At 33.4% G+C, this 25,977-nt stretch carries 16 protein-coding genes, 1 tRNA gene and 1 pseudogene; 15 read left to right on the forward strand and 3 right to left on the reverse strand.

Features of this window, described 5'->3' with window-relative positions; genetic code table 11:
• The first annotated feature begins 8 nt into the window (after window positions 1–8).
• From H6589_07895 to H6589_07935, 9 genes and pseudogenes are all read left to right on the forward strand, one after another.
• Window positions 9–698 (forward strand): succinate dehydrogenase cytochrome b subunit, encoded by a 690-nt coding sequence (locus tag H6589_07895; protein MCB9174517.1) that lies wholly within the window; start codon window positions 9–11, stop codon window positions 696–698.
• A gap of 12 nt (window positions 699–710) precedes the next feature.
• The gene (locus H6589_07900; protein ID MCB9174518.1) at window positions 711–2,726 is read left to right on the forward strand and encodes a fumarate reductase/succinate dehydrogenase flavoprotein subunit; all 2,016 of its coding nucleotides are present in this window, start codon (window positions 711–713) and stop codon (window positions 2,724–2,726) included.
• 25 nt (window positions 2,727–2,751) lie between these two features.
• A pseudogene (locus tag H6589_07905) lies at window positions 2,752–3,131 on the forward strand (four helix bundle protein).
• A gap of 64 nt (window positions 3,132–3,195) precedes the next feature.
• Window positions 3,196–3,948, forward strand: a complete 753-nt coding sequence (locus H6589_07910; GenBank protein MCB9174519.1) for a succinate dehydrogenase/fumarate reductase iron-sulfur subunit — start codon at window positions 3,196–3,198, stop codon at window positions 3,946–3,948.
• A gap of 70 nt (window positions 3,949–4,018) precedes the next feature.
• Window positions 4,019–4,381 carry a CoA-binding protein gene (locus H6589_07915; GenBank protein ID MCB9174520.1) on the forward strand — a complete coding sequence of 121 codons (363 nt, stop codon included), beginning with the start codon at window positions 4,019–4,021 and terminating at the stop codon, window positions 4,379–4,381.
• Between the two features lie 327 nt (window positions 4,382–4,708).
• Window positions 4,709–5,344 (forward strand): response regulator transcription factor, encoded by a 636-nt coding sequence (locus tag H6589_07920; GenBank protein MCB9174521.1) that lies wholly within the window; start codon window positions 4,709–4,711, stop codon window positions 5,342–5,344.
• Between the two features lie 80 nt (window positions 5,345–5,424).
• Window positions 5,425–7,257, forward strand: a complete 1,833-nt coding sequence (locus H6589_07925) for a sensor histidine kinase (protein ID MCB9174522.1) — start codon at window positions 5,425–5,427, stop codon at window positions 7,255–7,257.
• A gap of 94 nt (window positions 7,258–7,351) precedes the next feature.
• Window positions 7,352–8,686, forward strand: coding sequence for a T9SS type A sorting domain-containing protein (locus H6589_07930; GenBank protein MCB9174523.1), 1,335 nt, complete (start codon window positions 7,352–7,354; stop codon window positions 8,684–8,686).
• 166 nt (window positions 8,687–8,852) lie between these two features.
• Complete coding sequence (locus tag H6589_07935; protein ID MCB9174524.1) at window positions 8,853–10,175, forward strand: T9SS type A sorting domain-containing protein; 1,323 nt, start codon at window positions 8,853–8,855, stop codon at window positions 10,173–10,175.
• A 213-nt stretch (window positions 10,176–10,388) separates the two neighbouring features.
• Here H6589_07935 and H6589_07940 read toward each other — a convergent pair whose 3' ends face one another.
• The gene (locus tag H6589_07940; protein ID MCB9174525.1) at window positions 10,389–11,441 is read right to left on the reverse strand and encodes an FAD-binding oxidoreductase; all 1,053 of its coding nucleotides are present in this window, start codon (window positions 11,439–11,441) and stop codon (window positions 10,389–10,391) included.
• A gap of 227 nt (window positions 11,442–11,668) precedes the next feature.
• Between H6589_07940 and H6589_07945 the strand changes: the two genes are divergently transcribed.
• The 3 genes from H6589_07945 to H6589_07955 all read left to right on the forward strand — a co-directional run bounded on the left by H6589_07945 (window position 11,669) and on the right by H6589_07955 (window position 18,737).
• Window positions 11,669–13,591 carry a von Willebrand factor type A domain-containing protein gene (locus H6589_07945; GenBank protein ID MCB9174526.1) on the forward strand — a complete coding sequence of 641 codons (1,923 nt, stop codon included), beginning with the start codon at window positions 11,669–11,671 and terminating at the stop codon, window positions 13,589–13,591.
• Window positions 13,592–13,692: 101 nt separating this feature from the next.
• Window positions 13,693–14,181: a hypothetical protein gene (locus tag H6589_07950; GenBank protein MCB9174527.1), complete on the forward strand. Its 489-nt coding sequence runs from the start codon at window positions 13,693–13,695 to the stop codon at window positions 14,179–14,181.
• Between the two features lie 311 nt (window positions 14,182–14,492).
• Window positions 14,493–18,737, forward strand: coding sequence for a gliding motility-associated C-terminal domain-containing protein (locus tag H6589_07955; GenBank protein ID MCB9174528.1), 4,245 nt, complete (start codon window positions 14,493–14,495; stop codon window positions 18,735–18,737).
• Window positions 18,738–18,785: 48 nt separating this feature from the next.
• Here H6589_07955 and porU read toward each other — a convergent pair whose 3' ends face one another.
• Together porU and H6589_07965 are read right to left on the reverse strand one after the other, a co-directional pair.
• Window positions 18,786–21,713, reverse strand: a complete 2,928-nt coding sequence (gene porU, locus H6589_07960; GenBank protein MCB9174529.1) for a type IX secretion system sortase PorU — start codon at window positions 21,711–21,713, stop codon at window positions 18,786–18,788.
• Between the two features lie 117 nt (window positions 21,714–21,830).
• Window positions 21,831–21,904, reverse strand: a tRNA-Arg gene (locus H6589_07965).
• Between the two features lie 67 nt (window positions 21,905–21,971).
• On the opposite strand from H6589_07965, the gene H6589_07970 reads away from it, so the two are divergent.
• The 3 genes from H6589_07970 (at window position 21,972) to H6589_07980 (ending at window position 25,861) form a co-directional block, all read left to right on the forward strand.
• On the forward strand, window positions 21,972–24,257 hold the full coding sequence (locus H6589_07970) for a T9SS type A sorting domain-containing protein (GenBank protein MCB9174530.1): 2,286 nt from the start codon (window positions 21,972–21,974) through the stop codon (window positions 24,255–24,257).
• Window positions 24,257–24,982, forward strand: a complete 726-nt coding sequence (recO, locus tag H6589_07975; GenBank protein ID MCB9174531.1) for a DNA repair protein RecO — start codon at window positions 24,257–24,259, stop codon at window positions 24,980–24,982. The genes H6589_07970 and recO overlap by 1 nt, the downstream gene beginning before the upstream one ends.
• Before the next feature lie 102 nt (window positions 24,983–25,084).
• On the forward strand, window positions 25,085–25,861 hold the full coding sequence (locus tag H6589_07980; GenBank protein MCB9174532.1) for an enoyl-CoA hydratase/isomerase family protein: 777 nt from the start codon (window positions 25,085–25,087) through the stop codon (window positions 25,859–25,861).
• The last annotated feature ends 116 nt before the right edge of the window (window positions 25,862–25,977 follow it).

The raw sequence follows: 25,977 nt of genomic DNA on the forward strand, positions 1-25,977 counted from the left end.
CTAACATTATGAGTCAAGGATTTTCAAAATCTTCAGTGGGAAGAAAAATTTTGATGGCCCTTTCTGGGTTTTTCTTGTTGTTCTTTTTATTCCAACATTTTATCATCAATTTTCTTTCAGTAATTAGCCCGAACGCTTTTAACGAAGCATCTTATTTTATGGGAACTAACCCGCTAATTCAGTATTTAATGCAGCCAGTTTTGTTGTTTGGTGTAATCTTCCATTTAATTATGGGAATTACGTTAGAGCTTAAAAACAAAAGTGCTCGACCAATACAATATGCCATGAGCAAGCCAAGCGAAAATGCTTCATGGATGAGCAGAAACATGATTGTTACTGGAGTAATGGTAATGTTGTTTTTAGCACTTCATTTTTATGATTTTTGGATTCCAGAAATCAAAACCAAATTTATTGAAGGCAACATGAGCGGGTTAAATGCAAATGGTGAGTTACGTTTTCACGAAGAGTTGGTTCACAAATTTGTTAGTCCAGTTCGTGTAGGAATTTATGTGTTAGCATTTGTGTTTCTATCGTTGCACTTGTTGCACGGGTTTCAATCGGCATTTCAATCGGTTGGATTTAACCACAAAAAATATACACCAACAATAAAAAAATTAGGAACAATTTACGCCATTGTAATTCCAGCAGGATTTATTTTTATTGCATTGTTTCATCATTTTATCAATCACGCGCATTAATCTATTTTAATTATGTCAAAATTAGATTCAAAAATACCTGAAGGTCCAATAGCTGAAAAATGGACCAATTATAAAAACCACATTGAGTTAGTAAATCCAGCAAACAAACGTTCAATCGATGTTATCATTGTTGGAACAGGATTAGCAGGAGGTTCTGCTGCGGCTTCATTGGCTGAGATGGGATATAATGTAAAAGCATTTGCTTATCAAGATTCACCTCGTAGGGCTCACTCTATTGCTGCACAAGGAGGTATTAACGCTGCAAAAAATTACATGAATGATGGCGATTCAACCTATCGTTTGTTTTATGATACCGTAAAAGGTGGTGATTACCGTTCGAGAGAAGCTAACGTTTATCGTTTAGCAGAAGTTTCGGCAAACATTATCGACCAATGTGTTGCTCAAGGAGTACCGTTTGCAAGAGATTATGGTGGTTTGTTAGACAATCGTTCGTTTGGTGGAGTGTTGGTTTCAAGAACATTTTATGCAAAAGGACAAACCGGACAACAATTGTTGTTAGGAGCTTATTCTGCAATGAATCGTCAAATTGCTAAAGGAAAAATTACCATGTACAACCGTCATGAAATGATGGATTTAGTTGTAGTTGATGGTAAAGCAAGAGGAATTATTGCTCGTAACATGATTACTGGCGAAATTGAAAAACATTCTGCACATGCGGTTGTTATTGCTTCGGGTGGTTACGGTAATGTGTTCTTTTTATCTACCAACGCAATGGGCTCTAATGTTAGTGCTGCATGGAAAATTCACAAAAAAGGTGCATTCTTCGCAAATCCTTGCTATACGCAAATTCACCCTACTTGTGTGCCTCGTTCAGGTGAACACCAATCTAAATTGACCTTGATGTCAGAATCGTTAAGAAACGATGGTAGAATTTGGGTGCCTAAAAAGATGGAAGACGTGATGGCGATTAGAGAAGGAAGAAAAAAACCTACTGATTTAAGTGAAGAAGAAAGAGATTATTATTTAGAAAGAAGATATCCTGCCTTTGGAAATTTAGTTCCAAGAGACGTAGCTTCACGTGCAGCAAAAGAAAGATGTGATGCTGGTTTTGGGGTTAATGCAACGGGAGAAGCTGTTTATCTAGATTTTAAATCTGCTATACACCGATATGGTTCACAAAAAGCCAAAATATTAGGGATGGAAAATCCTACACAAGAACAAATTATCGAGTTAGGCGAGGCAGTAGTGGAAGAGAAATACGGCAATTTATTCCAGATGTATGAGAAAATTGTTGACCAAAATCCATACAAAACACCAATGATGATTTACCCTGCGGTACATTATACCATGGGTGGAATTTGGGTTGATTACAATTTAATGACCACAATTCCTGGTTGTTACGCTGCTGGTGAAGCAAACTTCTCAGACCACGGTGCAAACAGATTAGGAGCTTCTGCATTAATGCAGGGGTTAGCTGACGGTTACTTTGTATTGCCTTACACCATTGGCGATTATTTATCTCACGACATTAGAACAGGAAAAATACCTACTGATTCTCCTGAATTTAATGCTGCTGAAAAAGAAGTAAAAGATCGTTTAGAAAAATTGATTAACATTAAAGGTTCTAAATCAGTTGATTATTTCCATAAACGTTTAGGAAAAGTAATGTGGGATAAAGTTGGAATGGCAAGAAACGAAAAAGGGTTGAAAGAAGCCATGGACGAAATCAAGCAAATTCGTGAAGAATTTTGGAAAGATGTTCGTGTGCCAGGTGGAATGAATGAATTAAATCCTGAATTGGAAAAAGCAACAAGAGTAGCAGATTTCTTAGAATTGGGAGAATTGTTTGCAAAAGATGCTTTACACAGAAACGAATCTTGTGGAGGTCACTTTAGAGAAGAATCGGTTGAGATGGACGGTGAACAAGAAGGAGAAGCTAAAAGAGATGATAAAAACTTTGCTTATGTAGCTGCTTGGGAATATACAGGCGACCCAAGAGAAGCTGTTTTACACAAAGAAGAATTAACATTTAATGATATAGAGTTAAAACAAAGAAGTTATAAGTAGTTAATCGTTATTGGTTAATTGTTTTATGGATAATAAAATAAGGAGTTTTGAAGATTTAGAATGTTGGAAAACTTGTACAGAGTTGAGACGATATGATTCTAAACTTATCAAGAAATTCCCTAAAAACGAACAGTACGAGTTAATTTCTCAAATGAAAAGAGCATCAAGGTCGGTAACACACAATATTGCAGAAGGTTATGGTAGATTCATCATCAAGAAAACATTCAGTATTGTAGACAATCAAGAGGTTCTTTATATGAACTTATAGACCAATTTATAGTTGCATTTGATGAAGATTATATTACGGATGATGAATTAACAACAGGTAGAGAACAAATTAATAAATGTTTAGCATTGTTAAATGGTTATATAAAATATTTAATAAAGGCAAAAGACAATAAATAAAAATACAACTAACGGTTAAGAGACTATCAACTAATAACTTTTAACCATTAACAAATAACAAACTATGAACTTAACATTAAAAGTTTGGCGTCAAAAAGATGCAAAGGCTAAAGGTGGTTTAGAAACTTACCAAATTAAAGACGTATCAGAACATTCTTCGTTTTTAGAAATGTTAGATATGTTAAACGAACAGTTGATTAACGAGGGTAAAGAACCGGTTGCATTCGACCACGATTGTAGAGAAGGTATTTGCGGGATGTGTTCGTTATACATTAACGGAGAAGCACATGGACCCGACAGAGCAGTTACCACTTGTCAATTACACATGCGTATGTTTAAAGATGGTGATACCATTTTTATTGAACCATTTAGATCGAAAGCATTTCCAGTATTAAAAGATTTAATTGTTGATAGAGGTTCGTTTGAAAGAATTCAACAAGCTGGTGGATTTATTTCGGTAAATACTTCAGGAAATACTCAAGATGCGAATGCATTGCCAATTCCAAAACCAGATGCTGATAAAGCAATGGATGCGGCAACTTGTATTGGTTGTGGAGCTTGTGTAGCTACTTGTAAAAACTCTTCTGCAATGTTGTTTGTGGCGGCTAAAGTTTCACAATATTCATATTTGCCGCAAGGACAAGTTGAACGTAAAGAACGTGTGTTAAACATGGTAGAGCAAATGGATAAAGAGGGTTTTGGTAACTGTACCAATACTGGAGCTTGTGAGGTAGAATGTCCGAAAGGAATTTCATTAGAGTTTATTGCTCGTATGAATCGAGAATATTTTGGAGCCTCAATAAAATCTGAAAATTAACAGTAGAGACGCACAATTGTGCGTCTAAATAACTGTATAAAACAAGACGCACAATTGTGCGTCTCTACGGATGAAAAAAACATTAATACTTGGAGCAAGTTCAAATCCAGAACGATATGCATACAAGGCTACCGTTAAGTTAGCTCAACATGGTCATGAAGTTTGTCCTGTTGGGCTTAGAGTTGGAAATATTGAGGGACATGAAATCTTGATAAACAACCCTATAATTAAAGATATTGATACTGTTACACTTTATGTTGGGCCGCAAAATCAGCCAGTATATTACGATTACATCTTAAATCAAATCAAACCAAAACGTATTATTTTTAATCCTGGAACCGAAAACCCTGAATTGGAAAAGTTGGCGAAAGAACAAGGAATAGTAACAGAAATTGCTTGTACCTTGGTGTTGTTGTCTCTTGATAGCTATTAATCAGTTAGTTTGTTTTAAAATCTTGTTTAACACTATTTAATTGATAATCAAATAAAGCAATATCACCAAGTTCATAAAAGGTTATCAATTCAACCACATTTACTTTTAATCTAAAAACCACTGTCCATGCTTTTAAAATGAATGGACAATTTTAATTTTGAAAAATTTATTGGAAAAGCAATAAAAATATTTAAAACACACACATTATTTTTTTAAAAAAAGGAAGGTGGCATGAGATATATTATAGCTTTAATTTTTTTGCTGAAAAAAATGCTTTAATATTGCAAGAGAGGATTAAGATTCAATACAAAAGAATAATTGAAAACAATGTTAAAAGTATATCTTGCTGACGACCATAACATTGTAGCACAAGGGCTAGCTTCATTAATTCGTCAAATTTCTACTGTTGACGAATTAAAAGTTTTTCAGAATGGAAAAAATTTGTTCGATGCTTGTTTGCATGAACAACCAGATGTAGTTTTTTTAGATATTGAAATGCCCATTTGGGATGGCAGAAAAACACTTGTTGAATTAAGAAACAAGTTTCCAATTATACGCTGCAATATGCTTTCGATGAACAACGAAAAAGCAATTATTGACGATTGTATTAGTAAAGGAGCATTAGGTTATTTAAGTAAAGATTGTACTATAGATGAACTAAAAGAAGCAATACTTAATACCTCAGAAGTTTATTTTTCGAAAGACGTACTAAAGCATCTTAGTGGTTATGGAAAAACAAGAGAAGATCAAAAATTTTTATTGAACGAACCTTTAACAGAAAGAGAAGTTGAAGTGCTTACACTTTTGTGTGATGGCTTATCTCCAAAAGAAATTGCCAATAAAATCCATTTAAGTCCTAGAACTGTAGAAACACACAAAACAGCCATTATGCAAAAATTTGAAGTTAATTCGGTTGGCAAGCTAATTAGTGTAGCAATAAAAAACAAAGTGATTTCAATTTAACAGGTGTGGTAAAAGGTTTTTTTCTAATAGTATCTATTTTTATTTTTTCTGGTGTTAATGGTCAGAAAATAGACAGTTTAATGAGTCTATTGCCAAACTCAAAGGGCATCGAAAAAATTGAAATCTATAATGAATTAGCGTTTTTAACCAATAAAATTGAGCCAGCAAAATCAATTGATTGGAGTTATAAATCCTTAGCATTATCCAAAAAACAACACCATGATAAAGGATTGTTTGATGCTTATACCAATCTTGGTATCGTTTACATAAATTTAGGTAAATACGATAGCTCGGTTGTCTTTTTAAATCACGCTTTAGTAAAGGCTAAAAAATTAAACGATGAGGTATTAAAGGCATCTACTTTTCATAATCTTAGCTCAAATTATATTGCAATGGGCGATTATACGTTGGCTTTAAACTATTTAACACAAGCTGCAACCATTTTTGAGAAAGAGCATAATCAACAAAAATTTGCAAAGACTTGTATCAACTTAGGCGATTTATACCAGAAAATTGGAGATAAAAAATCTGCAGAGAAATTTCTGTTGAAAGCAATTAAAATAGCTGAAGATTCAAAAGACAAGTCGTTATTTGCTGCAGCACAAAACACTTACGGTATCTATTTAGCAGGAGAAGGCAGTTTTGATAGTGCTTTGGTTTACTTTTCAAACTCAGCCATTATTAGAGAAGAAATAAAACAGTTTTCGGAGTTATATTGGAACTATAATAACATGGGAGGTATTTATTACTATCTAAATCAACTTGATAAGGCTCTTTATTACTTTAATAAAAGTTTAGAAATTGCAAAAATTATGAATTCAGATGCGGTAATTGCTACTGTTTACAATAATATAGGTTCTGTATTAAATCAAATGAAACAGTTTGACAAGGCAATTGAGCAACATTCATTGGCATTAGATTTATCCGATAAAATAAACAACAGTACTGTTAAAAAAGATGCTTTAGAAAACCTATACCTAGCCTATCAAAATAAAGGAGATTATAAAAAAGCACTAGAATATCATGAACAATTTACCAACTATTCAGATAGTATTTTTTCAATAGAAAAAACGGAGCAATTGGCGAATATTCAAACAAAATATGAAACAGAATATAAAGTAAAAGAGATAGAGCAAGAAAGAGAAGTTGCTAAAGCAAATGCTGTAGCAGAAGGACAGAAAAAAAGGATGTTGCTGCTTGTTTTAATTGCAGTGATATTAATTGCGGTTTTTGTATTAGTACTAATTGCATTAAATAACAAAAAGAAGAAAGCAGAGTTAGAGATTACTGCACAGAAAAAAATAGTTGAGGCTATTTTTGAAGCTGAGGAAAAGGAACGAACTCGAATTGCTAAAGATTTACATGATGGTATTGTGCAAAATTTAACCGCACTAAAATTAGCAGTGAATAATGCTGCCAAAAATAGCCCAACACAATTTGTTGAATTGGAAAATATTGGTGGAGATTTAGAAAAAACCACTAAAGAAGTTCGTGAAATTTCTTACCAAATGATGCCTGTTACCTTAAAAGAATTGGGTTTAATAAAAGCTTTGGAGGAGTTGCTACAACGAAACTTAACCAATGTTGATATTCAGTTTGAGTTTAATCATTTTGGATTAGAGCACCGATTGCCTGAAAAAATAGAAGTGAATGTTTATAGAATATGTCAAGAATTAATTAATAACTCTATTAAGCACAGTCGCGCCACCAATATATCCATTTTGTTACAAATACGAAACAACATACTTCAGCTTACTTATGAAGACAATGGGGTAGGTTTTGATTCCAATAAAGTAAGAAAAGGTATTGGATTAAACAGTCTTAACAGTAGAGTAGAAATGGTAAAAGGTTCATTAGAATTTAACGAAACAGAAGTTTCGGGTACCACCGCTTACATTAGGATTCCGCTTTAAACTACGAAAATTTACGTAGTTAATTTCAGTTAATTTACGCTTTTACAACAATTGTATTTCATGGAATTTAGCCTAAAATTTAAAACAAAATACTATGAAAAGAATTATTACTCAATTTATTGCAATTGCATTATTTCCAACACTGGGAAATGCACAAATTACCATAACGCAGAGCGATCTTCCTGTCCTTTTTAGCACTTGGGTAGAACACGAAGATACTACAACACATGCTGCTATTACTCCAGCTGGGCCTAGTCAAACATGGGATTACTCAAATTTTACAATTGTTGAAACAGAGGTGTCAAATTTACAACCGTTAACAGCTACCAACTCCAATTGGAATGCTAATTTTCCAACTGCACAAATGGTGCATTACGATTACATGGATAGTACTGCAGTTTACTATTCTAGTAATTCAACGGGATTTTATTTGGATGGATTTTATGATAATCGATCAGAAGCAGACATCAATGCATTTAGTTACCAGAATAAACGATTGTTGTTCCCTGTTCCTTTTACATATTTAAACACCACATCCAATCTTGCTTCTTTTTCTATTGAAGTTAACCAAGGTTTTATGGTAAAAGTGGCGAGTTATACGCATACTGATTTTACCTGTGATGCATATGGAAGTATAACAACTCCCGCGGGAACTTTTTCTAATACCATAAGAATTAAGTCGATTTCATATAATTATGACTCAACATTTGCTGATTTTGGTACAGGTTATCAACTCCTTGATTTTTCAGAGCCTAATGATACTTCTATAACCTATACGTGGATGCAAAATGGATCTAACTCAATTGTTTTTACAGCTGACGAATTGATGAATGGTCCTACACCAACTGGAATAATAGAAGATGCATCATATTATGATGTTACACCACCAGCAGCACCAAACCCACCAACAAACCTTACAGTGAATCCAACTACGCTTAAAACCACATTTGATAAAATGCAATTGAATTGGTCCGACAACTCTAACAATGAGTTAGGGTTTAATATTGAAAGAAGTATAGATAGCACCAACTGGTCGGTAATTACAACTGTTGGCGCAGATGAGACTTCATATTTAGATATGGGATTAAGTCCGATGACAATTTATTACTACAGAGTTTCAGCCTATAATGGTGTAGGAACCTCTATCTATTCAAATACTGTTTCTGGTAATACCGATGGGTCAACTTCAATTAACAATGATTTAGCTGAGGAAAAATTACAAGTGTATCCAAATCCTACCAATGGAATAGTTTCTATTCAGCTTACAAATAATAATTCTACAACCATTGAACTGTATAATGTAATAGGAGAGCGTTTAATGTCAGAGCAAATCAATCAATCAAAACATACCATTGATATAAGTAATTATCCGAATGGAGTATATTTCCTAAAAGCTGATGGAAGTATTGCAAAGATTATCAAACAATAAACTAAAAACAAAACAATTGCTTAAACCGTCTTTGGCATTGCTAAAGGCGGTTTTTGTTTTACAAAAGTTCTAAGTAATTTTTCGTAGATAAAATACGAAATATGTCGTATTCATTTTTTTTAACTGTTTGATATTTTTGTGCTGTTAAACAATAAAAAAATGACTTATGATTAAAAATTACAAATTAGCATTAGCTGCACTATTTTTATCGGGTAGCTTAACATTAAACGCCCAAACATGGGAGCCTGTAGGACCAGGAAATTATACATCATCGGTAAGTAGCATTGTTTTTGATGGAACAGACATTTATGCAAATGGAAACTATCAAAATGGTTCTGATGTTTTTTCATACGGAAAATTCTCAGGAGGTCAGTGGCATGCACTAGGAAGTTGGAAAGGAGTTCCTGGAGGAATAGGAGTTGTAAACTGTGCTTTAAAAGTAGGTGATGATATTTATGTAGGTGGGGTTTTTACTGATGGAGCTGGAAATCCTAATATGGATAGAATTGCAAGATGGAACATCTCCACTCAAACTTGGCATCCTTTAGGAACTGGTCTAAATCAATATGTAAATAGTATTGTTCAAATGGGTTCAGACATTATTGTTGGAGGAAAATTTACAAATGCTGGTGGAGATCCCAATGCTGATTTTATTGCAAAATGGGATGGTGTTTCTTGGAGTGCGATTAGTCCAGTAGTTATCAGCACAAGCTCTTTTACTTCTGTGAATGCTTTAGCAGTAAATGGAAATGATTTATACATTGGAGGAAACTTCGAAAACGCTGCCGGTAACCCTGCAATTGATTACTTAACAAGATGGGATGGAAATTCGTTTAATAATGTAGGAGGTTGGGCTGGTCAAGTTGGTGCAGTGTTTTCAATGGATATTGCAAGCAATGGAGATTTATATATTGGAGGAGAGTTTCCTTTAAAAGCAGCCAAGTTTGATGGTGCCAATTGGACTTCTTTGGGAAGTCCAACAGCAATCAACCAATTGGTAAGAGAAATTAAGGTTATTGGTTCTGATGTTTATATAGGCGGAAATTTTACTGATGTTGAAGGTATCGCAACAGCAGACTACATAGCTAAATTTGATGGGACAAATTGGAGTGATGTTGGAGGCGGTTTAAATGCATATGTTTCTAAAATTGTTTCATATTCTGGTAATTTATACGTAGGCGGTAACTTTACAGATGCTGGTGGAGATGTCACAGCAGATAAATTCGTAAAGTTGGGAATATCTACCTCTATACTAGAAGAACAAAATAAAACCAACACCATTATATATCCAAACCCAACCAACGGAATAGTTTCTATTCAGTTTACAAATAATAGTTCTACAACTATTGAATTGTATAATGTAATAGGAGAACGTTTAATATCAAATCAAACCAATCAATCAAAACATAGCATTGATATAAGTAATTATCCGAATGGAGTATATTTCTTAAAAGTTGATGGAAATATTACAAAGATTATCAAACAGTAAACTAAAAAAAACAATTGCTTAAACCGTCTTTGGCATTGCTAAAGGCGGTTTTTGTTTTTAATAATTTTTATTCAGCTTTATTTTTTATTTGATGTTTTAGTATATCGTAAATTTGCATGTTTAATAACATAAGTATAATGTCAGAAAATATAGCAGAATTAGATAGTGTAGTCATCAGTTTTGTTGGATTCCTTCTTTCTAAGGAATGAGTAATTAAAAGTGATAAAACCGATTAATGTCAACCTCTTTTGAAAGCGGTTTGTTTTCTAACAAGTGTTTCGCAAGAATTTTAGCAAAATAAGGAGCAATTATTACTCCTTTAGTACCCATACCATTAAATACTGCTAGTTGTTTATGTTTAGGATGTATTCCCAATAACGGTCTTCTATCTGAAACGGTGGGGCGAATTCCGGCTTTGTGCGATTTTACTACAATTTCATCTTTAATAAATGCACTAGCTTTTTTTAATAATTCGGCTTTGCCTATTTCAGTTGTTTCTTCGTTTAAATGATCCCAATCGTAGGTAGCCCCGAGTTTGTATTCGTTGCTGTAAGGTAAAACAAAAACACCTTTGTTAATTGCTGAGCTTAATTGCAAACGTTTAAAATCAACCGTTAAAACTTCACCTTTAGTAAGTTTTAACGATAGCCAATTAAAATAAGGGTTGTGTATGGTTTGATAGCCTTCGCAGAAGATGATTTTTTTGGCTTGAATTTTATTCCAAGTAATACCATCACGTTCAAAAGTGATGTTGTTATAATCAAATTTTTCTCCCAAAAATGAATCGTTGTTTTTCAAATAAGTTTTAAAAGCATCTAACCATTTGGCAGTTTGCAGAAAGCCAGATTGTAAAGTACTCGCTGCTCCAAAAGGATAATCAACCAATGTTTTGTCAAAAGGAAATTCTACTTTGTGACTAACCCAATCCATTATTTCCGGTTCGTTACATCGTTGTCGCCAAAATTCCTTTTCTTCTTCGCCAACAAACAATTTGTAAATGGGTAAAGGATAATAAAATTGATTTTGTAATAATTTTTCTTGATGTTGATAAAACGCTAAAGCAGTTGGCATCAACTCATCAACCATCCAACTTTTGGTAAGCCTTTTAAACACAACAGGATTGCATAAGCCAGCAGCTATTTTAGATGAAGTATTTTCCTTTTCTTCATCCACAACCAAAACACTTTGTTGGTGCTGCATTAAGGTATAAGCCAAAACCGAACCAGCTATTCCTTGCCCTACAATGATGTAATCTACTTTTTTCACACTTCGAAATTAAGCAAATGTCTGTTCGAGTAGTTTTTGTGTATTGAAAAGAAACTTAAATACATTTTTCTGTTCTCGATATTTTCCGAGATTCTTCGGAAAACTCGAACGGACAAAATTTATTTAATCGGTTTTATGGAATTAGTTTTCACTTCACATCAATTAAACAAAAACGAACTATTCACATAAAAATTGATAAAATGAAAACAGCCACAAAAAAATCCAAAATGATAACCCTACTATTAGGCGTTATTTTCATGAGTATAATTAATCTAGCTCATGCACAACAAACCACAAAAGCATCTTTAAAAGGAATGGTTACCGATAAGGTTTCTAAACGTAGCATTCCCTCGGCAGATATTAAAATAAAAACCACCGAAGGGAAAATAATTAAAACCGCTACTACCGATGTTAATGGTAAATTTTTGATTACAGATATTGTAGCTGGAAAATATAATATTTCGGTTGATATGATTGGCTACAAAACATTTACAAAAACCAATATCGTTTTCGCAAATGCGGAGGTTAAAACTTTAATGGTGGAGCTGGAAAAACCAGTGTTGCACAAAAATTTAGAAACAAAAGCAGAAGAAACCATTCTGCGATCGCCTATGCCAGTAGAAAAGGAAAGAGCAAAAAAGGACTATACATCACAAGATTATAAAGCTGCATGTGGTTCAGTAATGAACATGAGTTATAATTCACAAGATAATTTTAATACGGAAGCTTATAGTCCAATTACGGAAAACGATTTTAAAAATGCACTGATGAATCCTTTGTCTACGTTTTCGATTGATGTAGATGCAGCTTCGTATTCGAACATGAGAAGGTTTATCAATAGCGGACAAAACCCTCCAGCCGATGCAGTAAGAATTGAGGAAATGATTAACTACTTTACTTACGATTATCCTCAACCAAAAGGCGAGCATCCATTTTCGATTACTACCGAAGTAAGTGATTGCCCTTGGAATAAAAACAACAAATTGGTACACATCGGTTTGCAAGGTAAAAATATTGACATGAGTGAATTACCAGCAAGTAACTTGGTTTTTTTGTTAGATGTTTCAGGGTCGATGAGTTCGCCAAACAAATTGCCCTTACTTAAAAAATCGTTTAACCTTTTAATCGATAATTTAAGAGAAGATGATAGAGTAGCTATTGTTGTTTATGCTGGCGCTGCAGGGTTGGTATTACCATCAACATCGGGAGCCGATAAAAACAAAATTTTAGAAGCCTTAAACAATTTAAATGCAGGAGGTTCAACAGCTGGTGGAGCAGGGATTAAGTTGGCATACAAAGTGGCTCAAGATAACTTTATAAAAGGCGGTAACAATCGAATTATTTTAGCCACCGATGGCGATTTTAACATTGGAGCAAGTAGCGATGGAGAGATGACGAGATTGATTGAGGAAAAAAGAAAAACGGGGGTTTATTTAACATGTTTGGGTTTTGGAATGGGCAACTACAAAGATTCTAAAATGGAAACGCTTGCCGATAAGGGGAATGGTAATTATGCTTACATCGATAATATTTTAGAAGCTAAAAAAGTATTGGTTACTGAAATGGGGGGAACACTTTTTACCATTGCTAAAGATGTGAAATTGCAATTGGAATTTAATCCAAACAAAGTAGAATCGTACAAATTAATTGGCTATGAAAACCGTTTATTAAACTCCGAAGATTTTAATGATGATACTAAAGATGCCGGCGAATTGGGTGCAGGACATACGGTTACGGCTTTGTACGAAATAGTTTTAAAAGGAAACGGTTCAGCGCCAGCTATCGACCCATTGCGTTACCAAAATTTAACGGAACTAATACCAAAAAACAACTCTGACGAATTGTTAACGGTAAAATTCAGGTATAAAAAACCAGAGGAAGAAACCAGTAAATTAATTGTAAACCATTTAATGGATAAATCGGTTTCGTTAAGCAAGTCGAGTGATAATTTTAGGTTCTCAGCAGCAGTTGCAGAGTTTGGAATGTTGTTGCGTAACTCTAAACATAAAGCCAATGCCAATTTTAAACAAGTGATAGAGTTAGCAAAAGCAAGCAAAGGAAAAGATGAAAATGGCTACAGAGCCGAATTTATAAGGTTAGTAGAAATGAGTGAGATGCAAGCAAGTGCGTTTTTAAAAGAAGAAGAGTAATTTAAAACCACATCACTTACTAACTTTTAAGCCTCCATTTTAATTAATGGGGGTTTTTCTATTTTAAGATTGTGTAATTTAGGTTTTTAATTTTGTTAATAATGAAAACTCTGATATCAGCTATTTGTACTATTTTGTTTCTAAGTTCTTTTTACTCAAAGAATGAATTACTAGATTGTCCAACATATATATTTAAGGGAGTTTTTCTTTATGAAATTTCTGAAGAAGCAAGGAGTTTAGACGATATGATTTTTAGAAAAAGAGGTATTGTTTTTCAGTATGATAATGAACCATTATATAGACAAGGTCTATTCTTATTTGAAGAAAATAAGGATTCAATGATAAAAGAAATTTATGGAGATTGTAAGAAATTAGATTATTACTCTACTTTTTTATCAGATAGTGTACATACATTTTTAGATGCTATACATGGACCAATTGTAGAATATAATAAAATCCTTTATAAAAAATTAAGCTTAAGTATAGAGGCAATTCCTCTTGGACATCAAAAAGTATATTTTTATCAAAATAGTTGTATAAGGGAAGAGTTAATTCCCAATTTTATCGTTAAAAAAATCACGGTTGATTGACTATATATTTTGTCAATAAAGGCATAATGATTTAATTTTTTATTTTTCAAAAATAAATTTAATCGAAACTATATTTTGAATAATTCATATTATTATTACTATAAATATTGATTTGTCATATTTTATCAACATTTTAGAAACCTTGTTAAATTTTTATCCGTAAGAATATACAGGTTTACACCAACAATGTTCTTTGCCTTATTTACAAATACCTGAAGCCATGAAATGCCGATAAGTAAATTGGTCGTTAATCAAAATTGAACATCAGGCATTCCATCTGACAGATTTAATAATCATTAAAACTTAAACAGATGAAACAAATTTCCTATTTCACTCAGCTAAAGTATCTAGTAGTTATTTTAGCTTTTTCCCTACTAAGTGGCAATTTATTTGCTACACACGCCCAAAGTGCTGATATTACTTACCAATGCCTTGGCGGTAATCAATATAGAATAAATGTATCGTTCTATAGAGATTGTGCTGGTGTTGCTGCCCCAAACACTGTTGGTGTAAATCTTTCTTCAGCTTCTTGTAATCAAAATTCAAATGTTACCTTAACACGTGTTGCAGGAACTGGGCAAGACGTTACCCAAGTTTGTAATACCATCACTACCCAATGTAATGGCGGTAATTATCCGGGAGTACAAGAATATAAATATTCAACGGTTGTTACTTTAGCTGCACAATGCACCGATTGGGTGTTTAGTTTTTCACTATGTTGTAGAAACAACGCTATTAACACCATTAATAACCCAGGAGGTGAAAACATTTATGTTCAAGCTCAACTTAATAACTTAAATTTCCCGTGTAATAATTCCCCAAGTTTTACTATTCCTCCAGTTTCTTACCCATGCATTGGACAAACCTCTTGTTTTAATCATGGTGTTATCGAACCTGATGGCGATTCATTGTATTATTCATTACAAAGTCCAGCAACAGGTCCAACAACAGCGGTTACGTATGTAAACGGATATTCAGCTGCTCAACCATTAATTTCTAGCCCTGCAGTTTCTTTTAACCCTTATACTGGAGATATTTGTATGACTCCTTCAATGCTTGAAGTAACTGTTTTAGCGGTTCGCGTTGAAGAATGGCGAAATGGAGTTTTTGTAGGAAGTGTTGTTCGCGATATTCAATTGAGAACGGTTTTGTGCAATAACAATGTTCCTACCGTTTCTGGTATAAATGGAACAGGACAATTTTCTACAACGGCTTGTGTTGGGTCAAATTTATCGTTTACTATTCCTGCTCAAGATATAAACGCTGGTCAAACTGTTACCATAACTTGGAATAACGGTATTCCTGGTGCAACTTTCACATCAAACAACCAACAAATACCAACAGCTACATTTAATTGGACTCCAACCCAAGCAGATGCAGGTTCAATTCCTCATTGTTTTACAGCTACTGTTCGTGATAATAATTGTCCATTAAATGGAGTGCAAGTCTATTCGTTTTGTATAACGGTTAATGCATTAAATATTAGTACAACGTCTTCATCTGCAAATTGTGGTGCTTCAAATGGTTCGGCTACGGTTTCTGTTTTAAACGGAGTCCCTCCTTATACATATCAATGGTTACCAAATGGAGGGAATAACGCAAATGCCAACGGCTTACAAGCAGGTGTTTATACGGTAAATGTTACCGATGCTTCGGGATGTACAGCTTCTCAAAATGTAACCATAGGTAGCGGAGCTGCTCCAGGTAATATCAATATGTTAAGTACTAATGTTTCTTGTTTTAATGGATCAAACGGTACAGCAACAGTGAATGCAAATGGTGGTCAACAACCTTATACTTATTTGTGGTCGAACGGAACAACTACTCAAACCATTCAAAATTTAACTGCAGGAACATACCAAGTTACGGTTACTACTGCTAACGGTTGCGTGTCTAATGGTTCTGTAACATTAACACAGCCGCAAACACCAATATCATTGGTTTCTAGTGGAACAAACGTAAGTTGTTTTGGTGGAAACAATGGTACTACCAATGTTGTTGCAACAGGCGGTACTATGCCTTATTCATATAGTTGGAACGTAGCGCCAATTCAAACTACAGCAACAGCCACAGGTTTAACAGCAAACAGTTATATTGTTACGGTTACCGATAACAACGGATGTGCGGCAACCGATGAGGTTACTATTACTCAACCAAACCAATTGTCGATTACTTTAGCCAATCAACAACAAGTAACTTGTAATGGATTTACAAATGGTAGTTTAACTGTAAACGCAACAGGAGGGACTATTCCTTACAATTTTAATTGGAACAATGGGGTATTGCCAAATTCATCATCTCAAAATAATTTAGGTGCAGGTACTTATAATTTAATGGTTACGGATGCTAATGGATGTAGTCAAAATTCAACCTATACAATAAGTGAACCTACTGCCTTAAATTTAACCATTAGCAATCAGAACAATGTTTCGTGTTATGGATTATTAAACGGAAGTATAACAACTAATACAACAGGCGGAACTTTACCTTACACTTACCAATGGAATAATGGAGCAAATACAGCTAATCTTAATAATGTAGGTCAAGGTTCTTATGCTTTAAATGTTACTGATGGAAATGGGTGTTTAGCCACAATTTCAACAACTATAGCTCAACCTTCAGCACCGTTGAGCTCAAGAATTAATTCAAATCAAGTTAATTGTTTTGGAGGTACAAACGGACAAATTACTGCAACTCCATCAGGAGGAACAGCACCATATACTTATCAATGGAGTAATGGAGCTAACACAGCTACTATAAATAACTTATCCGCAAATACATATAATGTTACTATTACTGATGCAAATGGATGCACAACAAACAATACAACAACCATTTCTCAACCCAATTTGTTACAAATTAATTTAAATAATTTGCAAAATATAACGTGCAACGGATTAGCTAATGGTTCAATATCTCTTGCTACTATTGGAGGAACTCAACCCTATCAATACCAATGGAGTAATGGCGCTTCAACGAGTAACTTATCCAATCTAAATACAGGAAATTACAATTTGACAGTTACTGATGCTAATGGATGTAGTCAAACTTCTAATTATACCATTATCGAACCTGTACAGTTAAGTTCTTCAATTACCAATCAAATCAATATTACTTGTTATGGATTAACGAATGGTGCAATTACAACCAATTCTCAGGGCGGAACAGCGCCGTATAGTTACCAATGGAGTAATGGAGCTTCAACGGCTAGTATAGCTAATTTAAGTCAAGGTAATTATTCGTTAAATGTTACAGATGCTAATGGTTGTCAAACAACGCTAAATAGTATTATAACACAACCCCAAGCTATTACCACAACAATTATGGGTAGTTCAATGGTTTGTCCTAATGAAAGCGTTGTATTAACTGCTAATTCAACTGGTGGTACAGGAAACATTACTTACCATTGGAGCAATGGAGTTACAACTTCTACAAATACCATTTCTACCAATGTAAATACATCGTATCAAGTTTATAGTATTGATGCAAATGGTTGTCAAGGTCCAACAATCAATCATAACATTACAGTTAATGATATTAATTTAGCTCAGTTAAATGTTTTTGGAGATGATGAAATTTGTGAAGGTGAAACGGCTGAAATTTTTGCCACCTTTAAAGCAGGGGTGGGTACCTATACATTTAATTGGAACAATGGTTTGGGAACGGCGTTAATCCCTCCCGCTATAACTCCAAATACAACCACAAATTATATGATAACCGTTACTGACAATTGTGGAAACACACTTGCAGATGATATCACTGTTCAAGTAAATCCATTACCAGAAGTGGCGTTAACTCCACAAAATGGAATTGGTTGTGGAGAGGTTGGGTTTAACTTTCAAAACAATTTTAGTAATCCTACAGGGGCAACTTACAATTGGAATTTTGGTGACAATACCTTCTCTACAACAGAAACACCTACGAAAGCCTACAGTCAATCAGGAACATATACGGTAATGTTAGTGGTAACCAATCCTTTTGGATGTACAGAATTATCTACAACAACAATTAATGCAATTGTTAATCCTGTTGCTACAGCAAGTTTTGATTTTTCTCCAAACGAAGATATTACCACAAATAATGCAACACTTTATTTTTATAACAGTTCATCAAACACCACATCATACCGATGGAGTTTTGGAGATGGAGAAACATCAATAGAAATAGAACCTGTTCATACTTATCAAGATAAAGGAAACTATGACATTACTTTAATTACCAACAATAATTTTAATTGTGCAGATACATTAGTAAAAGAGGTAAAAGTTGACCCAGCTTACAATTTTTATATTCCAAATGCTTTTACTCCAGATAATGATGGGTTAAATGAGGTGTTTACTGCAGTTGGAGAAGAAATAAAAGAATTCAGCATGAAAATATTTAACCGTTGGGGAGAAAAAATATTTGAAACCAACGATTTACAAAGGGGTTGGAATGGTAAGGATAAAAATGGTAATGAAATTGTTCAGCAAGATGTGTTTGTGTACGACATCAGATTAAAAGATTTTACTGGAAAATTACACACCATGCAAGGTAAAGTAACATTGATTAAGTAATACAAGTCTGTATCAAACTATAACATAGTTTGATACAGACTTACAAAATTAGTGTTGCACAACCAGTTTGCCAGACGTTAACTTGTTTGTATTGTTTGACAATTGGTAAAAATATATACCATTTTTAAAGTTTTCAACAGAGAATGTAAAGGTGTTGTTTGTCGATAATTTTTCTTCAAAAACTAACTGACCAACATTGTTATATATGCTAAAATGATAAGTTTCATTTTCTTCTTCTCTAAAAGAAATAGACACCTTACCTGAGCTTGGATTTGGGAAAACAGTAGCATTAACTTCTGTTGCTTTAACGGCATTAATTCCAGCTAAAATATCGTTAACAAAAACATTGTCTTTACAGCCTGTAGCATCAGCATTAGCATTAAAAGCATAGTAGTTAATTATAGCATCGCCTACAATATGTTGTTGTGCGTTGGTGAGGTTTAAATTGTAATTAAACAACCCATTAATAACCGAAACAGTATCATAAATAACTGTATCTCTTCTATCATAGAACGTAAAAGGAGCACCTCCATCATTTGCTAGTGTTATTATCGTGTCCTTTTTACCTTGAACAAATACAATTAAATTACCATTAAACCATGTTTGAATAGCTCCGTTCTCATCTTCAATTTGTCCTGTAATAAAATTAGAAGTGTTTGATGATAGGGTATCAGGATGAATGGCATTAATTACAAATTCTGGAAAATTTAATGTAAGAGCTGGGTCTCCTAATAAGGTGAAATTTCTATTGTTAGAGTTTGTGGCATTAAGATTTTTTACTTTTCGAAAAACTTCGCCTAAAGTTTGATGTTTTCCGTTTATCTTATCAAAAATAGTATTGTATACACTTTGATTTAACGCAAAATTTGGGCTTGAAAAAGATAGCCGAGTTGTAGCAAATGTTGCAATACTACCTGCGTTTGGGGTTAATAAAAATTTCTCGCCTAGAGAAGTAAAACTAGGCTCGTCAAATCGGCTAGATTCACTTGATGCTAAAATCATTAATGGATAGTTGGTGTTATTTAATGTGTCGATTGAACTTGCATTAAATACATTTTCATGAGCTAACACTGAATTTCCACCATGCCCAGTATAGTTAATAATTAAAGAGCCTCTTCTAAATGAATTTACAATTTTTTGCTCAACTTCTGGATAGCTTTGTTGAGTTCCAATTACGACTTGTTGATATTCATCAAAATAAATCTTCTCGATCAAAGACTCACAAGAAGTGGTATCTACAATCTTTGTAAGATAATCGGTTTGTGCCATATGATTATTACCATCTTCGTCATCACCAATAAATGTGAGGGTTTTCCGCCAATTACCAAACGAGCTTAAATTTGTTTTGTAATAGATTATTTTATTTACCACATCGGTTGCTTCTTGTGTTGTTTTTACTGGCAATCTACCAACAGCAATATCTAAAAACTCTGTTCCAGCCCACGTCCCTTCATTTGAATCTAGCAAAGCATAGTAATCATCAGAAACTATTGAGCCAATAACATCAAGAGAGTTTTTGGTTTGATATGATGGAACAAAATTGGTGTTTGGATTAATCCTATTTTTATAATCGTAACTGGCATCACCAAACAATAACAAATACTTTAATGATGAACTAGGCTGATGATACAGATATTCCATAAAATCGTTAATGGCAGTGATATCTTGAACACCAGATGAAAATTCGTTGTACACTTGTTCAGTTGTAACTATTTCGGTAGTTAATCCATCATTTGTGAGGTGAAAATTTGCAAGTGAATTTGCTGCAGCTATAAAGTTTGGATGCGTAACAATAACCATGTCTGGAGCTGAAATCCCATGTAAATTTTGGTTTGGAACTTGTCCTTCGAAAGTTGGAATTAACAAATTAGACAAATCAAACACAACAAATTCTTTTAAAGAGTCTGTGTTTAGAATAAATTCGGTTATACCTGCGTTAAATGTTTTGTTTTGTTCAACCACATTGTTCTGGTTGGATATTTCCCAAATAATATCTGACGACAAGGTGTTGCCGATTTGGAATTTGGTAATATTTCCATTTCCAACAGAATTTTTATCTCTAAATAATAATTGATTATTGTTTTTTGATAAATTGTTTCGAGTAATCAATTCAAAGTAATCGAGCCAGGCAACTGAAGTAGAATTGGGTTTTGTATAAGATAAATCAATTGAAATAGTTGTTGAACTTGGGATAAAATTTATTGAGGTTGTTCCTTCATTAGCATATTTACATGAGTAACAACTTGCAACAATTGAGTTAATATTAAGAGAGGAAGTGTTGCCGTCAACAACAACATTAATTTGACTTGAAGATGATGAACGAGCTGTTCCAAAAACACTTAAATTGGCTAAAGCACTTAAATCGACATTAGGAAGGTTATAAGTAAAATTTAATGGATTGTCGATTACTTCTCCCAACCATTTTCTACCAGATTGAATAAGATTAATGCTGTCCAACTCATGAAAAATTAACATGTCGAATTTGTCAGTTGTATGAGTAATTGTAGATGAAGATGAGTTTTGGTTGACGATTCTTTTTCCATTTGTACTTCCAACGGTTATAAAATAGCTGACGTTATTGGTGTATATATTTTTTTTATGAGAATAAGTTTGAGTGGTGTTATCGAAATTCCATTTATCGGGTGATTGCCCATAAAACAAAATATAATCTGATGGATCAAATACGCCATCGTTTTCACCAATTATTTTAATTGCAATTTCTTGTAAGTCGTTTGTTTTTGGAGCATTGTTCGCTTCGGGCAACATGCCATTACCGTTTCCAAACAGTTTTATGTTTCTTGGGTCAATTCCTGAAGGATTTATGCCATAACTCTGCAAATCTGTATACGATATTTTATAAACACCATTACTTGTAGTGTTAATTTTATACCAATTACCTGTAGTTAAAACAGAATTTTGAGATAAAGCATTTAGCGTTACCGTGAACAATAAGATACCAAAAACAGAATTTTTCATAATGTGGTTAAATAAATTTTTGCAGAATAACGGTATGATTTGCAGAATATTGTAGCTAGAGTGGTTTTCTCAGAAATATCAAATATGAGTGAGATAAAGACATATTTGATTAAAAAGTGACCTCGGAGGGGTTCGAACCCCCAACCATCAGAGCCGAAATCTGATATTCTATCCAGTTGAACTACGAGGCCATTTAATTTGTCGCAAATATATCATATTTTTACACAATAAACATTGCCCAATAGAGTTTAGAGCATCATGAAATTTATTTCTCGATTTCTTATAGTTGTTTCAATTAATTTGTCATTAGGAGTGTTTGCACAAGAAATCCCTATAGGCACTTGGCGTGATCATCTTTCTTATAACAACAGTACAGCTGTTACCTACGGTAACGGAAAGGTTTATTGTTCCTCGGAATCAGCATTATTTAGTTACGATACACAAGAAAAAACCATAGAAAGAATGACGTTAATAACTGGTTTATCAGATATTGAGGTTGTTCAAGTAAAATTTAACCCTTATAACAATAAATTAATTATTGCTTATAAAAATGGAAATATTGATATTATAGATGATAATAATAACATTACTAATTTATCCTTCATAAAAAACAATACCAGTCTTACGGGTAGTAAGTCGGTAAATCATATTTATTTAGTTAATCAGTTTGCCTATCTTTCAACAGGTTTTGGTATTGTTGTTTTAAATACGGATAAAAATGAAGTAGCAGACACTTATTTTTATGGTTTATTAGGAGCTTCTATAAATACTAATGCTGTTGCATTTGATAATACAAACATTTATGCCGCTGCTGATGATGGGATATATTTTGCAGATAAAAACAACACAAATCTTGCCGATTATAATCAGTGGACAAAACGCTCGGATTTACCCTCGGCTAAATATTCTAATATTGTTTATTATAGCAACACATTAGTTGTTAGTAAAGATTTACCTGTTTGGGAATCTGATAGTGTATTTTATTTTAATGGATCAAGTTGGCAAAATCTTCTTCCGCAAGGATTGAATATTAATAAGTTGGAAGTATATAATAATAAGTTGATTGTGGCAGGGTCTGGTTTAAATATTGTTGATAATAGTTTTAATGTTATCGACCAAATCTATACTCATGCCGGGGCATTTGGACTAGATGTAAAAGGAGTACATTTAGACCCTAATGGAATATATTGGATTGCTGAAGCATCAAATGGATTATTAAAACAGTATGATAATTGGAGCGTAAGTAAAATATTACCAAATGGTCCGAATACGTCGAGTGCATTTGCTCTAGATGTTATAGATGGAAATATTTGGATAACTTCTGGTGGATATGGAAATTATAGAAGTAATAGACCCTACAATTATAGAGTAAAAGGTGAATGGAAAACAGTTCCAACAGAAGTTAGTAATCCAGTTGGTGGAGGTAATTTGTATAGTTTTGTTTCAGTTGCTATTAATCCAACAAACGTTAATCAAGTATACGTAGGTAGTTGGGGTAATGGATTATTGGAGTTTAATAATGCTTCAGTATCTACTGTTTATAACGCCCAGAATTCAGTTTTAGATAGTACTTTTTTTGGAACAACGAATATTTCAGGAATGGATTTTGATCAAAACAATAATTTTTGGGTTTCGAGCTCTTATGGTAATGATATTTTAGCGGTAAAAACACCTACTAACAATTGGTATAATTTTAGTCTTCCTGGATTTTCTACTGGTACATCTGAATATACAAAACTCCTAGTAGATAAAAATGATTTTGTTTGGATACTAGACTCAAAACACTTGAAAATATCGGTTTTTGATTATAATAAAACCTTAGGAACAACTACTGATGATAGGTTTATAACGTTTCAGAATGGTGGAGGTGAAATTGTTACATTTCAAGAGGATTTGGATGGAGAAATATGGTTTGGAGCAAATCCAGGGGTTGGTGTTATTTATAACCCAGTAAATGTTTTTTCTGGAAATGAACAAATACAACCTGTTTACATTCAACAAGATGGGCAAACTCAGTTACTACTTGAAACCGAAACGGTTAAATGTATTGCAATTGATGGTGCCAACAGAAAATGGTTTGGAACAGAAAACTCTGGTGTGTATTTAATGAGTGAAGATGGAACTGAAGAAATTGAACATTTTACAACCGATAATAGCCCGTTGTTTTCTAATAATATATACGACATCAAGATAGATGGAAAAACAGGAGAAGTATATATTGCCACCGAAAAAGGGTTGATTTCATACAAAGGAACTGCAACCGATGCTGAAGATGATTTTAGTAATGTATTTGTTTATCCTAATCCAGTTCGTGAGACCTATCATGGAGTAATTGCCATAAGGGGCTTGGTAGAAGATACAGATGTTAGAATTACAGACATAAGTGGTAACTTGGTTTCTCAAACAAAATCGTTGGGTGGTCAAGCCATTTGGGACGGTAAAGATTTAAATGGTAATAGAGTTCAAACAGGTGTTTACATGGTTTTTAATGCTAGACAAGATGGGGAGCTTAAACAAGCAGCAAAAATTTTATTTATTCACTAATGTTACACGTAACAAAAGGGATTGTTTTACATTATTTTAAATATTCCGATAACAGTGTAATCATTAAAATTTTCACAAAGCATTTTGGTATTCAATCCTTTATTTTAAAAGGAATTCATTCAAAAAAAAATAAAGCGCAAAAAGCGTATCTCCAACCCTTATCAATTGTTGAAGTTGAATCCACTCAAAAAGAAAACAAAACACTTCACACATTAAAATCGATAAAAATTGACGCCCCATTTCAATCTATTCCATTTAATGTATATAAATCGGCAATGGCATTTTTTATTGCAGAGTTTCTGTACAAGGTAATCAAAGAAGAAGAATCGAACCAAAACTTGTTCAACTTTGTAAAATCTTCGTTGTTATTTTTTGATGAAAAACCAGAAAAATTCTCCAATTTTCATTTGATATTTCTTGCTCAGTTAACTGGATATTTTGGGTTTCAACCACAGTTAGAAACATATCAACCAAATAGTTATTTTAACTTGCAAGACGGTGATTTTTCAACCATTCAACCCAACCATCCTTTTTACATTGGTGTTTTTAATTCCGCATTACTTAACGAAGTTTTTGAGTTAGATTTTGAACAAATAGACAAATTGGTGATTACTAAATCACAACGAAAAGAGGTGTTATCAGCGTTAATTGATTATTATTCTATCCATGTAAATAATTTATCCAATTTAAAATCCAGACAAATTTTAGAAGAAATTTTTTCATAAAAAATAATTTACTCTAACTTCTGTCTTCCGACCTCCAACTTCTGTCTTTCCAACTTCCAACTTTATAATTACATTTGCTACATAATCAGTAAAACTTTAAAAATGAACTACAACAACATCTTAATTGAGCAAAAAGATACCATTGCAATAATTACAATTAACAGACCTAATCAATTAAATGCTTTAAACAAAGAAACCATTTTAGAATTAAGTGATGTGTTTAAAAGTATTGAGGGCAATAAATCGGTTCGAGCAATTATATTAACAGGTTCTGGCGAAAAAGCCTTTGTAGCAGGTGCAGACATTAAAGAATTTTTTGAGTTTGATGTTGATCAAGGTAAACAATTGAGTGCTCACGGACATAAAATTTTATTTGATTTAGTAGAAAAATCAACTACTCCTGTTATTGCAGCTGTTAATGGCTTTGCTTTAGGGGGAGGATTAGAATTGGCTATGAGTTGTCATTTTAGAGTGGTTTCTGATAATGCAAAACTTGGCTTGCCAGAAGTAACGTTAGGTGTAATTCCTGGTTATGGAGGTACACAACGTTTGGCTCAATTGGTAGGAAAAGGTCGTGCCATGGAAATGATTATGACTGCCAAAATGATTTCTGCTCAGGAAGCTGTAAGTTATGGTTTAGCTAATCATGTAGTACCTCAAGATCAATTGCTTTCAACTTGTTTAGATATTGCTACAAAAATTGCAAGAAATTCATCAACAGCTATAGCAGGAGCAATAAATGCTGTTAATGCAGGATTTAAACATGGTGTTAATGGTTTCGAAACAGAAATAAATGAATTTGGTAAATGCTTTGGTACTCCCGATTTTGTTGAAGGAACAACGGCATTTATTGAAAAACGCAAACCAGCTTTTAAGTAGCCCCCTAAATCCACGAAGGGGGACGAATGTTAAATGGTTAAAAAAATTAAAAAAGTACTCATAAAGCCAATATTGTTATGCTATGGATGTAGCTGGCGAGTTGGAAGCTCCTCCCC

This window comes from Flavobacteriales bacterium (assembly GCA_020635795.1).
GTDB lineage: Bacteria > Bacteroidota > Bacteroidia > Flavobacteriales_E > Vicingaceae > Vicingus.

Bases quoted from the DNA above. Each gene is read 5' to 3' on its own strand.
- recO (MCB9174531.1), top strand. From the start codon at position 24,257: ATGTTACACGTAACAAAAGGGATTGTTTTACATTATTTTAAATATTCC.
- H6589_07925 (MCB9174522.1), top strand. From the start codon at position 5,425: ATGAGTCTATTGCCAAACTCAAAGGGCATCGAAAAAATTGAAATCTAT.
- H6589_07920 (MCB9174521.1), top strand. From the start codon at position 4,709: ATGTTAAAAGTATATCTTGCTGACGACCATAACATTGTAGCACAAGGG.
- H6589_07970 (MCB9174530.1), top strand. From the start codon at position 21,972: ATGAAATTTATTTCTCGATTTCTTATAGTTGTTTCAATTAATTTGTCA.
- H6589_07950 (MCB9174527.1), top strand. From the start codon at position 13,693: ATGAAAACTCTGATATCAGCTATTTGTACTATTTTGTTTCTAAGTTCT.
- H6589_07935 (MCB9174524.1), top strand. From the start codon at position 8,853: ATGATTAAAAATTACAAATTAGCATTAGCTGCACTATTTTTATCGGGT.
- H6589_07955 (MCB9174528.1), top strand. From the start codon at position 14,493: ATGAAACAAATTTCCTATTTCACTCAGCTAAAGTATCTAGTAGTTATT.
- porU (MCB9174529.1), bottom strand. From the start codon at position 21,713: ATGAAAAATTCTGTTTTTGGTATCTTATTGTTCACGGTAACGCTAAAT.
- H6589_07910 (MCB9174519.1), top strand. From the start codon at position 3,196: ATGAACTTAACATTAAAAGTTTGGCGTCAAAAAGATGCAAAGGCTAAA.
- H6589_07980 (MCB9174532.1), top strand. From the start codon at position 25,085: ATGAACTACAACAACATCTTAATTGAGCAAAAAGATACCATTGCAATA.
- H6589_07900 (MCB9174518.1), top strand. From the start codon at position 711: ATGTCAAAATTAGATTCAAAAATACCTGAAGGTCCAATAGCTGAAAAA.
- H6589_07945 (MCB9174526.1), top strand. From the start codon at position 11,669: ATGATAACCCTACTATTAGGCGTTATTTTCATGAGTATAATTAATCTA.
- H6589_07930 (MCB9174523.1), top strand. From the start codon at position 7,352: ATGAAAAGAATTATTACTCAATTTATTGCAATTGCATTATTTCCAACA.
- H6589_07895 (MCB9174517.1), top strand. From the start codon at position 9: ATGAGTCAAGGATTTTCAAAATCTTCAGTGGGAAGAAAAATTTTGATG.
- H6589_07915 (MCB9174520.1), top strand. From the start codon at position 4,019: ATGAAAAAAACATTAATACTTGGAGCAAGTTCAAATCCAGAACGATAT.